At 67.1% G+C, this 15,176-nt stretch carries 10 protein-coding genes and 1 tRNA gene; 4 read left to right on the top strand and 7 right to left on the bottom strand.

Translation table 11 applies throughout. From position 1 onward, the window contains the following. Nucleotides 1-117: 117 nt before the first annotated feature. Genes SFB74_RS07265 through SFB74_RS07255 form a run of 3 tightly spaced genes read left to right on the top strand, consistent with a single transcriptional unit; the run spans nt 118 to nt 5,863 of the window. On the top strand, nt 118-2,580 hold the full coding sequence (locus tag SFB74_RS07265) for a DUF5682 family protein (RefSeq protein ID WP_432730101.1): 2,463 nt from the start codon (nt 118-120) through the stop codon (nt 2,578-2,580). Next, on the top strand, nt 2,577-3,701 hold the full coding sequence (locus tag SFB74_RS07260) for a VWA domain-containing protein (RefSeq protein WP_432730100.1): 1,125 nt from the start codon (nt 2,577-2,579) through the stop codon (nt 3,699-3,701). The genes SFB74_RS07265 and SFB74_RS07260 overlap by 4 nt, the downstream gene beginning before the upstream one ends. Further along, nucleotides 3,698-5,863 (top strand): SWIM zinc finger family protein, encoded by a 2,166-nt coding sequence (locus tag SFB74_RS07255; RefSeq protein WP_432730098.1) that lies wholly within the window; start codon nt 3,698-3,700, stop codon nt 5,861-5,863. Before SFB74_RS07260 ends, SFB74_RS07255 begins: the two co-directional genes overlap by 4 nt. A gap of 41 nt (nt 5,864-5,904) precedes the next feature. Here SFB74_RS07255 and SFB74_RS07250 read toward each other — a convergent pair. The 7 genes from SFB74_RS07250 to SFB74_RS07220 form a co-directional block, all read right to left on the bottom strand. Further along, nucleotides 5,905-5,980, bottom strand: a tRNA-Thr gene (locus SFB74_RS07250). A gap of 77 nt (nt 5,981-6,057) precedes the next feature. After that, a complete protein-coding gene (locus SFB74_RS07245) occupies nt 6,058-6,633 on the bottom strand; it encodes a ClpXP protease specificity-enhancing factor (RefSeq protein WP_432730096.1) in 576 nt (191 codons plus the stop codon). A gap of 41 nt (nt 6,634-6,674) precedes the next feature. After that, complete coding sequence (locus tag SFB74_RS07240) at nt 6,675-7,286, bottom strand: glutathione S-transferase N-terminal domain-containing protein (protein ID WP_007835362.1); 612 nt, start codon at nt 7,284-7,286, stop codon at nt 6,675-6,677. Between the two features lie 96 nt (nt 7,287-7,382). Next, nucleotides 7,383-8,156, bottom strand: coding sequence for a cytochrome c1 (locus SFB74_RS07235; protein ID WP_019654379.1), 774 nt, complete (start codon nt 8,154-8,156; stop codon nt 7,383-7,385). A gap of 36 nt (nt 8,157-8,192) precedes the next feature. Continuing rightward, the gene (locus tag SFB74_RS07230; protein WP_432730094.1) at nt 8,193-9,629 is read right to left on the bottom strand and encodes a cytochrome b; all 1,437 of its coding nucleotides are present in this window, start codon (nt 9,627-9,629) and stop codon (nt 8,193-8,195) included. Nucleotides 9,630-9,643: 14 nt separating this feature from the next. After that, nucleotides 9,644-10,261, bottom strand: a complete 618-nt coding sequence (gene petA / locus SFB74_RS07225) for a ubiquinol-cytochrome c reductase iron-sulfur subunit (RefSeq protein ID WP_432730093.1) — start codon at nt 10,259-10,261, stop codon at nt 9,644-9,646. Between the two features lie 177 nt (nt 10,262-10,438). Beyond that, nucleotides 10,439-11,242 (bottom strand): LuxR C-terminal-related transcriptional regulator, encoded by an 804-nt coding sequence (locus tag SFB74_RS07220; RefSeq protein ID WP_432730090.1) that lies wholly within the window; start codon nt 11,240-11,242, stop codon nt 10,439-10,441. A gap of 717 nt (nt 11,243-11,959) precedes the next feature. Between SFB74_RS07220 and SFB74_RS07215 the strand changes: the two genes are divergently transcribed. Further along, nucleotides 11,960-15,082: a beta strand repeat-containing protein gene (locus SFB74_RS07215; RefSeq protein ID WP_432730089.1), complete on the top strand. Its 3,123-nt coding sequence runs from the start codon at nt 11,960-11,962 to the stop codon at nt 15,080-15,082. Nucleotides 15,083-15,176: the final 94 nt, after the last annotated feature.

Here is a 15,176-nt window from a genome sequence, read left to right as displayed (position 1 = left end):
CTTCGTGTCGCTTCGCCAACCCCCTTGCAGGGGGCAACACCTGCGGCCCGGCCAAGCCGGTTCCGCGGTGTTCCGCGAAGGGCCTTCGCTTCGCTTGGCGCGCCATCGGTGACGAGGATGAGCGAATCGCCTCACATCGTCGGCGTGCGCCACCACAGCCCGGCCTGCGCGCGGCTGGTGGCCGAGCGCATCCGAACGCTGCGCCCCAAGTACGTGCTCATCGAGGGCCCGGCCGACTTCAACGAGCGGCTCGACGAGCTGTACCTGCCGCACAGCCCGCCGGTGGCGATCTACAGCTATCTCTCGGGCGACCGCACCCACCGCGGCTCGTGGTCGCCCTTTGCCGAGCATTCGCCCGAGTGGCAGGCGCTGCAGGTGGCTCGCGAAGTGGGCGCGGCCGTGCGCTTCATCGACCTGCCGGCCTGGCACGACGCCTTCTCGCGCATGGAGAACCGCTATGCCGACGTGGCCGACCACGAGCACGAGGAGCGCGCCGAGGCCTACGAACGCGCGCTGACCGAGAAGCTCTCGGTGCAGGGCCGCGATGCGCTGTGGGACCACCTGTTCGAGGACGGCTGCGACGCGGCCGAGCTGGCCCGGCGCCTGTCCACCTACTTCGACCACCTGCGCGGCCAGGACCCCGGTTCGCGGGGCAACCAGGCGCGCGAAGCCATGATGGCGCGCTGGATCGCCTGGGCGATGGCGCAGCCGGGCGAGGCCGGCCGCGCGCAGGCGCTGGTGGTGTGCGGCGGCTATCACGCGCCCGCGCTGGCGCGGCTGTGGCAGGGGCTGCCCGCCACGCTGCCGGAAACACCGCAGCCTTCGGCGGAGCTCCGCGACGACGATGATGAAGACGCGGAGGAACGCCAGACGGACGGCCCGCAGGCTCCGCTGCGCTTCGGCTCCTATCTCGTGCCCTACACCTTCAAGCGCCTCGATGCCTTCGCGGGCTATGCCTCGGGCATGCCCTCGCCGGCCTACTACCAGTGGGTCTGGGACCACGGCCCCGAAGGCGCCGCGCACCGCGCGCTGCAGCAGGTGATGCAGCGGCTGCGCGAGAAGAAACTGGCCGCCTCCACCGCCGACCTGATGGCCGTGCACCTGCGCGCGCAAGGGCTCGCGCGGCTGCGCGGCCACGAGAAGCCGCTGCGCTCCGACTGGCTCGACGCGCTGGCCGGCGCGCTGGTGAAGGACGCGCTCGACGCCCCGCTGCCCTGGACCTATCGCGGCGCGATCCGCCCCGGCACCGACCCCGTGCTGGTACAGGCCATGGACGTGCTGGCCGGCGACACCGTCGGCCGTCTCGCACCCGGCACGCCGCAGCCGCCGCTGGTGGCGGCCGTGCAGGCCGAACTCGCGACGCATGGCATCGCGCTGCGCGGGCAGCTCAAGCTCGATCTGCTCACCGAAACAGATCGCGCGAAGAGCCGCGTGCTGCATCGCCTGGCGATCCTGCGGCTGCCCGGCGTGCGGCGCACGCAGGGCCCGAAGCTCGCGATGTCGGGCGAGCGCACCGAGCTGTGGTCGCTCGCCGAGCCGCTGGAACAACAGGCCGCGCTGATCGAGGCCGGCGCCTGGGGCGCGAGCCTGCACGACGCCGCACGCGCCCGGCTGGAAGACGACCTGCGCCAGGCCCAGGGCCGCATCGGGCCGTTGGCCGACGGCCTCAACCAGGCCGCGTGGGCGGGGCTCTCCGCATTGAGCGAGACGCTGCTGCGCGAGCTGCGCGGCGCAATCGCCGGCGAACCGCGCTTCGAGGCGCTGGGCCCTGCCCTTTCCGTGCTTCAGACGCTGCTGCGCCACGGCCAGATGCTGGGCATGGCCGATGCGCCGGTGCTGCGCGTGGTCATCGAGTCGGGCTTCGACCGCGCACTGTGGCTGCTGGAGCCGCCCGCCGCCATCGCGCCGGCCGACATGCAGTCGCACCTCGAAGGGCATCTGGCGCTGCGCCGCATCGTGGCCGACGTGCTGGCCCATGCGCAGGACAACGCGCACGACATTCACGCGCCGCCGCTGCTCGACGTGGAGCCCGCGCGCGCGCTTGCCGTGTGGCAGCGCAAGGCCGCCGACCCCGCCGCCGCGCCGGTGAGCCGCGGCGCCGCGCTGGGCGCGACGCTGAGCCTGGCGGGCCGCACCGACGACGCGCATGCGCAGGGCGAGAGCGGCGTGGCCGAGGCCATGCAGCTTCTGCACTCACTGCCGGCTCCCGTGCTCGGCGACGCGCTCACCGGCCTGCTGGCGCTGGCGCGCGAGACGCTCGCTTCCGAACCCGCCTTCGTCGCCGGCATGGACCGTACCGTGCAGGCGCTGGACAACGCCGACTTCGTGCGCGCCATGCCCAGCCTGCGCGCCGCCTTCGCCTGGCTGCCGCCGCAGGAGCGCGGCCTGCTCGCCGACCAAGTGCTGGCGCTGCACGACGCCACGCATCTCTCGCGCCGGGCCCTCACCGCGCATCGCAGCGGCGAAGCCCCGCCCGAGCAGCTGGCCGAGGCCCGCCGCGTGGAAGACGCGGTGTTCGCGCGCCTCGCCGCCTGGGGTGTGACGCTGGCAGAAGACACCGAGAAAGCCCCTCGCCCATGAGCCTAGACATTCCCGATCCGCTGCAGCGCTGGCGCCTGCTGCTGGGCGATCCGGCCGAAGCGGCCTGTGGCGGCCTCAGTGCCGAGGCGCAGGCGGCCGATGCCGCGCTCGACTGGCTCTACGGCCGCGACAGCGACCGCGCGAGCCGCGGCGAACGCAGCGCGGGCCTTGGGCCCTCGGCGCTGAGCACGCCGGACTGGATCAACACCATCCACACGCTCTTTCCCAAGGAAGTGATCGAGCGGCTGGAGCAGGATGCCGTCGAGCGCTACGGCATCGACGAAGTGGTGACGAATCTCGAAGTGCTGGAGCGCATCGAGCCTTCGGAATCGCTGCTGCGCGCGGTGCTGCACACCAAGCACCTGATGAACCCCGAGGTGCTGGCTGCCGCGCGCAAGCTCGTGGCCGAGGTCGTGCGGCGCATCATGGAAAAACTCGCCACCGAAGTGCGCCAGGCCTTCAGCGGCAGCCGCGACCGGCGTCGCCGCTCGCGCATGAAGGTGGCGCGCAACTTCGACTTCAGGCAGACGCTGGCAGCCAACCTGCACCGCTACGACCCGCAGCGCCGCAAGCTCTACGTGGAGCGGCCGGTGTTCATCAGCCGCACGAAGCGGCACGCGGAGCCGTGGGACATCATCCTGCTGATCGACCAGAGCGGCTCGATGGTCGACTCGGTGATCCACAGCGCGGTGATGGCCGCCTGCCTGTGGCAGCTGCCCGGCATGCGCACGCGGCTCGTGGCCTTCGACACGGCGGTGGTCGACCTGACCGCCGACGTTTCCGACCCGGTCGAGCTGCTGATGAAAGTGCAGCTGGGCGGCGGCACCGACATCGCGAAGGCGGTGGCCTATGCGCAGTCGCTGGTCGCCAACCCGTCGAAGAGCATCGTGGTGCTGGTGAGCGACTTCTACGAAGGCGGCAGCGAATACGAGCTCGTGCGTCGCGTGAAGGCGCTGGTGGAGTCCGGCGCCAAGGTGCTGGGGCTGGCCGCGCTCGACTCGAATGCCGAGCCCAATTACGACCGCGAGATGGCCGCGCGGCTGGTTCGCGAGGGCGCCCAGATCGGCGCCATGACGCCGGGCCAGCTCGCCGGCTGGCTGGCCGAGAAGGTGCAGGGATGAGCGGCGAACTCGCATTGCGCGCCGACCTGCTCGAGCTCACGCCCGAGGCGCTGACGGCGCTGGCCAACGCGGGCTTCGTCAAGCGCGCGCAGAAGGACGTGGCGGCCGGGCTGCTGCCCAGCATGGAAACCGCTGCCGACGGCACGGTGCAGGCCCAGTTCGACGACGGCGTTCGCACCAGCCTGCCGCCGGGTCGCACGCTGCGCGACGCGCAGTGCAGTTGCCCGGCCAGCGGGATGTGCAGGCACCGCGTGATGCTGGTGCTGGCTTACCAGGCGCAGGCGAAGACGGCTCCGGCGGAGGGCGGCGCGTCGATCGCATCCGTCGAGGCCTCGCCACCTGAGCCCGAATCCGCGTGGAGCCCCGCCCAATTCGACGATGCCGCCCTGGCAGCGAGCTTCGCGCCGTCCGTTCTCGACCAGGCCGGCAAGCTCGCAGCCGGGCGCCCCGTGGTCGGCGTGCAGGCCTGGCGCAGCGCGAGCGCACCGCCCGTCGCGCGCCTGCCGATGTGCAGCGTGCGTTTCTTCTCGCGCAGCTCGCTGGTTCATGCGCGCTGCGACTGCAAGCAGGGCGGCGGCTGCGCGCACGTGGTGATCGCGCTGTGGGCGTTCCGGCAGGCCGGGGCGCTGGAACCGGGCTCGGCGGAGGTGATGGTCGAGGTGCAGCCGGCCGCGTCGTCCGAAGAGGACGCTGCCGCATCGCCGGCGCCCTCCGTGATGCAGGGCGAGACAGCGATCGCGCTGCGCACCGGCATCGACGCCCTGCTGCTGTCGCTCTGGCTCGACGGATCGAGCCAGCCGGCGATGGCACTGGCCGCCCGCTTCGAGGCCGTGCGCGAACAGGCCCGCACGCTGGGCTGGAGCTGGGTGGACGACGCGCTCGACGAACTCTGGCAACTCCTGCAGGCCCAGCAGGCACGCAGCAGCCGTTTCGAGCCGCTGCGCCTGCTGCGCGTGATGACCGAGCTTTGGGCGCGGCTGCAGGCGGCGGCGCATGCCGGCCGGCCGCTGGAAGGCACGGCGCGGCCCGTGCTGCCTGCCAGCCAGATCCTCGGCATCGGCGTGAAGGGCGAAGTCGCGCTCGACCACCTGCGGCTGGTTTCGCTCGGGGCCGAACTCTGGTCCGACGAGGCTGCCGAAGGCGCGAACATCCTTTTCGCCGACCCCGACACCCAGAACGTGACCGTGCTGGAGCGCCAGTGGTCGCGCACCGCGGATGCCGCCGCCGGCGGCACGGCACCCAGCCTCATGAACCGGCGCGTCGCGGGCTTTCCGCTGCGGCAGCTGGCCAGCGGCCAGGTCATCACCAAGACCGCGACCCGCCGCGCCAACGGGCTCGTCGACATCACCGCCGGTGCGCGGCAGACAGGCGTGCTGCCGCTGTCGCCCAAGTCGTGGGATGACCTCGTTGCCCCGCTGAAACAGGACAGCGTAGCCGCGCTGGTGGCGCACCTGCGCGAGGCGCAGCCCGATTTCGTCAGGCCGAGGCTGGCCGCGAGCGGTGCTTCCTCGGGAGCGTCAGGGCAGCTGCACGTCGTGGCCTTCGAGCGCATGGAAGTGGCGTCGTGCCACTGGGACGCCGCGGCGCAGGTGCTTCACGCGCGGCTGGGGCAGGCGTCGGCGGATACAGATGCAGATGAGGCGGACGCCGGGGAAGGCGCATGGCTGCACCTGGCATTGCCGCATCGCGCGGTCACGCCCGGCGCCGTCGACGCGCTGGCCCGCACGCTGGCCGGCGAACACGGCGCGCTGCGCGCGGTGGCGGGCACGGTTCACCTGCAGGGCGACCAGGCCATCATGCAGCCGCTGACCCTGCTGACCGAACAGCGCGCCGTGGTGCTGCAGGTTGAAGCAGCCGCGCCGCAGCCGCTGGGCCTGCAGAGCGACACGGAGGAAGTGCCCGCGTTGAACGCGCTGGCCGGTGACACGCTGGAGCTGCTGTCGCTGTGGCTGCGCCAGGGCCTGCGTCACCAGAGCGGGGGGGCACTGTCGCGCGCGCAGGCACAGGTGCTGCGGCTGAAGCAGGCCGGGCTGGGGCGCAGTGCGGCGCTGCTGGAGGCGGTGCTGCAGAACGTGCGCTCGGCGCAGCGCGGGGCGCTGGTGGGGCAGATTGGGATGCTGGGGTTGGCGATGCAGGGAGTTGCGCAGTCGGCATCGGCATGAAAAAACCCCTGAGCCGGTTCAGGACTCAGGGGTTCTTTGCGTGGTGCCGCTTGTCGGAATCGAACTGACGACCTTCCGCTTACAAGGCGGGTGCTCTACCAATTGAGCTAAAGCGGCTGAATTCCAGTGCGTGATTCTAGTGGCGGCGCCGACCGGTCTGGCCCGGCGCTGCTCACGCCACCCACTGCTGCTTATTACTTGATGCGCTTGAGCGACGGCCGCGTACCGCCACCGGACGGCGGGCGCGGCGGCTCGTCGACCGGGTCGGAGGGCGCACCGGCATCGACGGTCTCGCTGCCGTCCTCGCCCGTCACCAGGTGGACGATCTTGCCGGCATCGCCCTCGGTGCCGCCGTTGCCGCCACGCGAGGCATCGCGCAGCGGCGCTCGCGCGGGTGCCTGGACAGGCACCGGAGCGCCGGCGTCGTCATCCTGCGAAACGGCTGGTGCCGGCGCGGGAAACGCCATGCCCTGTCCGTTCTCTCGCGCGTAGATCGCGATCACGCGCCCCACCGGCACGCTGATTTCACGCGCCGTGCCCGCGAAGCGGGCCTTGAACTCGATGAAGTCGTTGCCGAGCTTGAGCGAGCTGGTCGCGTCGAAGCTGATGTTGAGCACGATCTCGCCGTTCTTCACGTACTCGCGCGGGACCTGGACGGTTTCGTCGACCTGCACCGCGACATAGGGCGTGAAGCCGTTGTCGGTGCACCATTCGTACAGCGCCCGGATGAGGTACGGGCGGGTGGAAGACGACTCGAGCGCGTTGATCATGAAAGACAGCGAAAAGCGATGAAAGCAGGCACGAAGCTTACTTACTTTCGCATGACCTTTTCAGACGGGGTCAGTGCTTCGATGTAGGCCGGGCGCGAGAAGATGCGCTCGGCGTACTTCAGCAGCGGCGCGGCGTTCTTGCTGAGGTCGATGCCGTAGTAGTCGAGGCGCCACAGCAGCGGCGCGATGGCCACGTCGAGCATCGAGAAGTTGTCGCCCAGCATGTACTTGTTCTTGAGGAACACGGGCGCGAGCTGCGTGAGACGGTCGCGGATGTGCGAGCGGGCCTTTTCGAGCGCCTTCTCGTTGCCCTTGGTGGTGCGGTTCTCGAGCGTCGAGACGTGCACGAAGAGTTCCTTCTCGAAGTTGAGCAGGAACAGGCGCACGCGGGCGCGGTCGACCGGGTCGCCGGGCATCAGTTGCGGATGCGGGAAGCGCTCGTCGATGTACTCGTTGATGATGTTCGACTCGTACAGGATCAGGTCGCGCTCGACCAGGATCGGCACCTGGCCGTACGGATTCATCACGCTGATGTCTTCGGGCTTGTTGTAGAGATCGACGTCGCGGATCTCGAAGTCCATGCCCTTTTCGAACAACACGAAGCGGCAGCGGTGGGAAAAGGGGCAGGTCGTTCCTGAATACAAGACCATCATGGCGAGAGACTCCTAAAAATCAAAAAGAGTGGGTCGCGTTGGCAACCCACTCTGTGGGACCGGATGCCCGAGGGTATCCGGTCGGCGTGCACGGAACTACTTGACGTCTTTCCAGTACGAGGCGTTCAGCCGCCACACGAATACCACCGACATGGCCAGGAACAGCAGCACCCAAACGCCGATACGGACGCGGGTGTTCTGTGCCGGTTCGGCCATCCATTGCAGGTAACTCACAAGGTCGCCGACCGCATTGTCGAACTGCACGGGCGTCATGGTGCCGGGAGTGACTTGCTCCCAGCCCTTGAACACTTCGGTTTCGTGGCCGTGCTGTTCGACCTTGGTGTAGACCGGGCGGCGCTCGCCTTGCAGTTCCCACAGGGGGTTCGGCATGGCGACGCTCGGGAACAGGAGGTTGTTCCAGCCGGTGGCCTTGGTTTCGTCGCGGTAGTAGGTGCGCAGGTAGGTATAGAGATAGTCGGCGCCGGTGCCGCCGTGGCCGGCACGCGAGCGGGCGACCAGCGTCAGGTCGGGCGGCGTGGTGCCGAACCAGTCCTTGGCCTGGCGCGCGTCGATGTTGGCCTTCATGGTTTCGCCGACCTTGTCGGTCGTGAACAGAAGGTTGTCCTTGATCTGCTGCTCGGTGATGCCGATGTCCTGCAGGCGGTTGTAGCGCATGAAGGCGGCCGAGTGGCAGTTCAGGCAGTAGTTGACGAACAGCTTGGCGCCGTTCTGCAGGGCACTCACGTCGTTCGTCTTGTTGGGCGCCTTGTCCCACGCGATGCCCCCGGACTCGGCCGATGCCGCCGCGGAGAAGGTCAGGCCCAGCGCGAGACCCAGGACCGCGAGCCAGCCGGAAATGCTTTTCTTCATCGTGTTTCTCTCAGCTCTCTTGGCTTCTGGTTCTCATCAATGGGCGGCGAAGACCACGCGCTCGGGCACAGTCTTGAACTCGCCCTTGCGGCTCCACCACGGCATCAGCAGGAAGAAGCCGAAGTACACGAGCGTGCCGATCTGCGAGATGGTCTGCGCGATGTCCAGCTTGAACGAACCGATGGCCAGCTCGCCCCAGACGCCGGGAGGCTGGATGCCCAGGTAGCCCAGGATCAGGAAGAAGAACACGAAGAGGCCGTACACGTACTTGTGCCAGCCCGGACGGTAGCGGATCGACTTGACTTCGCTGTGGTCGAGCCACGGCAGGAAGAACAGGATGATGACCGAGCCGCCCATGACGACCACGCCCCAGAACTTGGCGTCGAAGGTCTTGAGCAGGAAGATCACGACGGCAGCCACGACGAGGCCTGCGATCTTCAGGCCCATGCCCGACTTGCCCTTGAAGAGATTCCAGAGTGCGGCCGCTACGATGATCAGCGAGAACACGTTGACCATGTCGTCGGTGGTCGCGCGCAGCATCGAATAGAACGGCGTGAAGTACCACACCGGGGCGATGTGGTTCGGCGTCTTCAGCGAGTCGGCCGGAATGAAGTTGTTGTATTCGAGGAAGTAGCCGCCGGCCTCCGGGGCGAAGAAGATCACCGCCGAGAAGATCGTGAGGAACACCACCACGCCGAAGATGTCGTGCACGGTGTAGTACGGATGCGACGGAATACCGTCCAGCGGATGACCGTCGGGGCCGCGCTTGGCCTTGATCTCGATGCCGTCGGGGTTGTTCGAGCCCACTTCGTGCAGCGCGATCAGGTGGGCCACCACCAGGCCGAGCAGCACCAGCGGCACGGCGATCACGTGGAAGCTGAAGAAGCGGTTCAGCGTTGCGTCGCTCACCACGTAGTCGCCGCGGATCAGCAGGGCCAGGTCAGGGCCGACGAACGGGATGGCGGCGAACAGGTTCACGATCACCTGGGCGCCCCAGTAGGACATCTGGCCCCAGGGCAGCAGGTAGCCCATGAAGGCCTCGGCCATCAGGCACAGGAAGATCGCGCAGCCGAACACCCAGATCAGCTCGCGCGGCTTGCGGTAGCTGCCGTACATGAGGCCGCGGAACATGTGCAGGTACACCACGATGAAGAACGCCGAGGCGCCCGTCGAGTGGATGTAGCGGATCAGCCAGCCCCACGGCACGTCGCGCATGATGTACTCGACCGATGCGAACGCCTGGTTCGCGTCGGGCTTGTAGTGCATGACGAGGAAGATGCCGGTGACGATCTGGATCACCAGGACCAGCATCGCCAGCGAGCCGAAGATGTACCAGAAGTTGAAGTTCTTCGGCGCGTAGTACTTGCCCCACTGGTCGTTCCACAGCTTGCTCAGCGGGAAACGGTTGTCGACCCAGTTCAGCAGCTTGGCGCCGGCGGGTGCGTTGGGGGAAATCTCGTGGAATTCAGCCATGTTCTTCTTCCGCCTCAGGCCTTCTTGGAGTCTTCACCGATCAGGAGCTTGGTGTCCGACAGGTACATGTGCGGCGGCACCGGCAGGTTGTCGGGCGCAGGCTTGTTCTTGAAGACCCGGCCGGCCAGGTCGAAAGTGGAACCGTGGCAGGGGCAGAGGAAGCCGCCTTCCCAGTCGTTCGGCAGCGAGGGCTGCGGACCGGCCTGGAAGCGGTCGGTCGGCGAGCAGCCCAGGTGGGTGCAGATGCCGACCACGACGAGCACGTCGGGCTTGATGGAGCGGTGCTCGTTCTGGGCGTACTTGGGGGTGAATTCGTCGGGGTGACGCTTGGAGAGCGGATCGGCCAGCTGGCCGTCGAGCTTGGGGAGTTCAGCGATCTGCTCGGGCGAGCGCTTGAGGATCCAGACCGGCTTGCCGCGCCATTCGACGGTGATCTTCTCGCCGACCTTGAGGCCCGAGATATCGACCTCGACCGCGGCACCCGCAGCCTTGGCCTTCTCGGAAGGCTGGAAAGTGCTCACAAAGGGGATGGCGGTGGCCACGCCGCCCGCCACGCCAGCGCAGCTGGATGCAATCAACCACGTGCGCTTGCTGGTGTCGATCCGGTGCGAGCCGGAGGTCATGTCACTCATGGGGATCCTCTTGTCTTCTTCGCTGGAGCAGGAGTCAACCCGCGATTGTAGCGGGGCGCTGTAAGGATATTCAATGGCTGCCATGCGCGTGGCCGGCGACCGCAGGCGGGGCGCGCCGCGTCCGCGGGCGCCCGCCAGGGGCTGCAGAGGGCGACGAAGACTGTCGCCGCGGGGACTTCAGTTCAGAAGACCGTGCTGCATCGCCTCGTGGACCGCCTGGGTCCGCGACTTGACGGAGAGCTTGCGATAGATGCTCTTGGCGTGGAACTCGATGGTGTTGACCGACAGGTACACCGCCTCGGCGATCTGCCTGTTGCTCCAGCCCTGCGCGATCAGGCGCAGCACCTTGAGTTCGCGCGGCGACAGCAGGCCCTGCGGCAGCCGGGAGTCGGGAGCCTCGCGCCGCTGTTGTTGCTGCTGCTGCGACTGCTGCTGTTGTTGTGGCGATGGCTGGCCCTGCACGCGGATGGCCTCGATCGTGCGCGCCTTCGCGGAAGCGGCGATCGAACCCAGGATGCGCCGCGCGATGCGCGAATCCATCGGCGAGCCGCCGCGTTCGATCGAGCGCAGCAGATACGCGAGCTCCGCGTCGTCGGCTTCCGTAAGTAGATACCCGATGGCGCCCGCCGCGATCGCGGCATTCACAAGCTGCTGGTCGTCGATGGCCGACATGCCGATGCTCTCGATGCGCGGATAGGCCTGGCGCACATGCTGCAGCACCGCGGCACCGTCGTTGCCCGGCAGCCGCATGTCGACGAGCACGAGGTCATAAGGCAATGCCGCGAGCAGATTGAATGCCTCGGCCCGCCCCGATGCGACCACCACGCGGCGATGCGGCGCGAGTTCGCAGAGGATGCGCCGCATGCGGTCGGCGCAGGCCGAATCGTCCGCGACGATCAGCGCCGCATGAAAGACGCCGCCATACAACTGCGCGGCCGTTGGCACCGGCCTCGCGGCGGTGTAGTGGATGTTCATTTCCATGTCCGCTCTCCTGCCTTCTCGCAGCGGACCTGGTCCGTGCTGCACGCGCTGTCGATGCCCAAGAAAAAATTGATCACGCGACGTCCTCTGGCTCTCTCGCCACCCGTGGGCGGCAACGAAATGTTGACTTTCGTTTCAGATACCGCAGGAACAATGCCCGCCCGTGCGAACGCCGGCGCGCGCGGCGCCTCGACGCGTGTAGTACTTTGATTTCGTTGAAGAAATTGCCTGAAGAGGGCTGAAAAACGAGTGCTCGCGAGGGTTGTCCTGGGCCCGTTTTTTCGTCGTTGTTACGTGCGAGTTACCGCGCGTGTTACGTAGCACCGCGCCACACGAAACGCGTCCGGAATCGCGTATCGAAACGTCACCACGCGATCTTCACGATGCCTGCGAAGCCGCATGTGCGTTGGCTTCGCGGCTCATGCATGCATTCGTCGAAGCGGCATCGACATGCGTGCATACATCCAGAACTACGGATACCGGTGATGTTCAGCAAAGACCTCGATTCCTAGCATCGGTTGCATTGGGTAACTCGATGAAACCCAACCCTGCTTCCATGCGACGAGGGCGCCTGGAAGACCAGAAATGGCAACTGATTCTTCAAGGAAGAAAGTCCAAATGACTACATCCCAGCGTCCCAGCGTTCGCTCTTTCATTGTTCGCCGTCCAGGCGTGAGCCAGCTTCTTGCATCGGTGCTCCTGAGCGCCGGATATGTGATGACGCTGCCTGTCGCTCACGCCCAGGTCACCATCGGTGGCCAGGAAGTCAATGCCGGCAACGTCGGCGGCAACAATAACAACGGCAACGGCGGCGGCGTCCTGAACGCGGTCGGCGGCGTGACGACGACGACGCTGTCCTCCGGGAGCGTGAGCACCACCAACGTCACGGCCAGCAACGGCACGATCCGCACGCTGAGCGCGACCAGCATCACCTCGGGTACCGTCAGCGCAGGCGGCGTGACCTCCACCAGCCTCAGCGCAACGTCGGCCACGGCCACCAACCTGACCTCGACCAGCATCAGCACGGCCACCCTCACCGCAGGTACGGTGTCCGCAGGCAGCGTGAGCGCGGGGACCGTGTCCTCCACGAACGTCACTGCGACAAATCTCTCGGCTGGCAGCGGCACGGTCAACAGCCTGACCTCCACGAGCATCAGCACCGCCACGCTCACCGCGGGCACCGTGTCTGCGGGCAGCATCACTGCCGGCACCGTGTCTTCGACCAACGTCACCACGACCAACCTCTCCGCCACCAGCGGCACGGTCAACAGCCTGACCTCCACCAGCATCAGTACGGCAACGCTCACCGCGGGCACCGTCTCCGCAGGCAGCATCACTGCCGGCACCGTGTCTTCGACCAACGTCACCACGACGAACCTCTCCGCCACCAGCGGCACGGTCAACAGCCTGACCTCCACCAGCATCAGTACGGCAACGCTCACCGCGGGCACCGTCTCCGCCGGCAGCGTCAGCGCAGGCACGGTCTCTGCCACGAACGTCACCTCGACCAACCTCTCCGCTGGCAGCGGCACGGTCAACAGCCTGACCTCCACCAGCATCAGCACGGCAACGCTCACCGCAGGCACCGTCTCCGCCGGCAGCGTCAGCGCTGGTACGGTCTCTGCCACGAACGTGACGTCGACCAACCTCTCCGCCAACAGCGGCACGGTCAATACGCTGAGCTCGACGAATGTCAGCTCGAACAACCTCACGGCTGCGAACGGCACGATCAACAACCTGGCGACGACCAGCATCTCGGCCGCCAACGGCACGATCAACACGCTGAGCTCGACCAACGTCAGCACCACCGACCTCACGGCATCGAACGGCACCGTCAACACGCTGAGTTCCACCAACGTCAGCACGACGAACCTGTCGGCCGCCAACGGCACGGTCAATACGCTGAGCTCGACCAATGTCAGCACGGCCAACGTAACGGCCAGCAACGGCACGATCAACACGCTGAGCTCGACCAGCATCACGGCCAATACCGTCAGCGCGGGCAGCGTGACCACCGGCAGCATCTCGTCGGGCAACGGCACGATCCAGTCGCTGACCTCGACCAACATCCTGGCAACCGGCATCACCTCGACCAACGTGCTGGCGACCGGCATCACCTCGACCAACATCGATGCCACCAACCTGACGTCAAACACCGGCAGCATCTCGACGCTGACCTCCACCAACGTCAGCACGACCAACGTGACGGCCAGCAACGGCACGATCAACACGCTCAGCTCGACCAACGTCAGCACCACCAACCTGAGCGCGACGAACGGCACCATCAACACGCTGAGCGCCACCAACGTCAGCGCGACGAACCTGACGGCCAGCAACGGCACGATCAACACGTTGAGCTCGACCAACGTCAGCACCACCAACCTGACGGCGTCGAACGGCACCATCAACACGCTGAGCGCCACCAACGTCAGCACGACGGACCTGACGGCGGCCAACGGCACGATCAACACGTTGAGCTCGACCAACGTCAGCACCACGAACCTGACGGCCAACGCCGGCACGATCAATACGCTGAGCGCGACCAATGTCAGCACGACGGACCTGACGGCAAACAACGGCACGATCAACACGTTGAGCGCCACCAACGTCAGCACCACGAACCTGACGGCCAACGCCGGTACGATCAACACGCTGAGCGCGACCAATGTCAGCACGACGGACCTGACGGCCAACAACGGCACGATCAACACGTTGAGCGCGACCAACGTCAGCACGACGAACCTGACGGCCAACGCCGGCACGATCAACACGCTGAGCGCGACCAACGTCAGCACGACGGACCTGACGGCCAACAACGGTACGATCAACACGTTGAGCGCGACCAACGTCAGCACGACGAACCTGACGGCCAACAACGGCACGATCAACACGCTGAGCTCCACCAACGTCAGCACGACGAACCTGACGGCCAACGCCGGCACGATCAACACGCTGAGCTCCACCAACGTCAGCACGACGAACCTGACGGCCAGCAACGGCACGATCAATACGCTGAGCTCGACCAACGTCAGCACAACGAACCTGACGGCATCGAACGGCACGATCAACACGCTGAGTGCCACCAACGTCAGCACGACGAACCTGACGGCCAACGCCGGCACGATCAACACGCTGAGCTCCACCAACGTCAGCACCACCAACCTGACGGCGAGCCGCGGCACGATCAACACGCTGAGCGCGACGAACGTCAGCACCACCAACCTGTCGGCCGCCAGCGCCACCATCAACGCACTGACGGCCAACACGGTCAGCGCCACGACGGTGAACGCGAACACGGTGAACGCCAGCACGGTGAATGCGACCACCGGCAACTTCCAGACGATCACCGCGGCCAACGGCAACATCACGGTGCTGAACACGCAGACCGGCAACATCACCACGATCAACGCCGTGACCGGCAACGTCACGACGCTGAATGCGGGCACGGTCAACGTCACCGGCAACGTGAATGCGGGCGGCACCATCACGGCGGGCAACGGCGTGGTCGCCAACGGCCGGGTGCAGAACGTGGCTCCGGGCGTACTGCCGACGGACGCCGCGAACATGTCGCAGTTGAACCAGGTCCGCAACGAAGTGCAGGACATGCGCAAGACCAGCAGCACCGGCGCGGCCATCGCGCTGGCCGCCGCCTCGGTGCCGGCGCTCGAAGCGGGCAAGAGCTTCGGCATCGGCGTGGGCGTGGGCTCGTACGACGGCCGCTCGGCCATCGCGGCGGCCGCCAGCTTCCGCATCGGCGAAGGCGCGCAGATCAAGGTCAACTTCGGCAGCGGCAGCAGCGGCAAGATCGGCGGCGGCATCGGCGCCTCCTGGTCCTGGTAATCCGGCGCGGCACTCCCGTGGCGCCCCTGCGCCGCGGGAATGCCAGCGGATGCAAACGAAAGGCCGGCCCCTATACTGGGTGACCGGCCTTTTT

It is taken from the genome of Variovorax xiamenensis (assembly GCF_050916385.1).
Lineage (GTDB): Bacteria > Pseudomonadota > Gammaproteobacteria > Burkholderiales > Burkholderiaceae_C > Variovorax.
The sequence above is the reverse complement of the archived record's forward strand: the minus strand, read 5'-3'. Positions and strand labels throughout refer to the sequence as shown.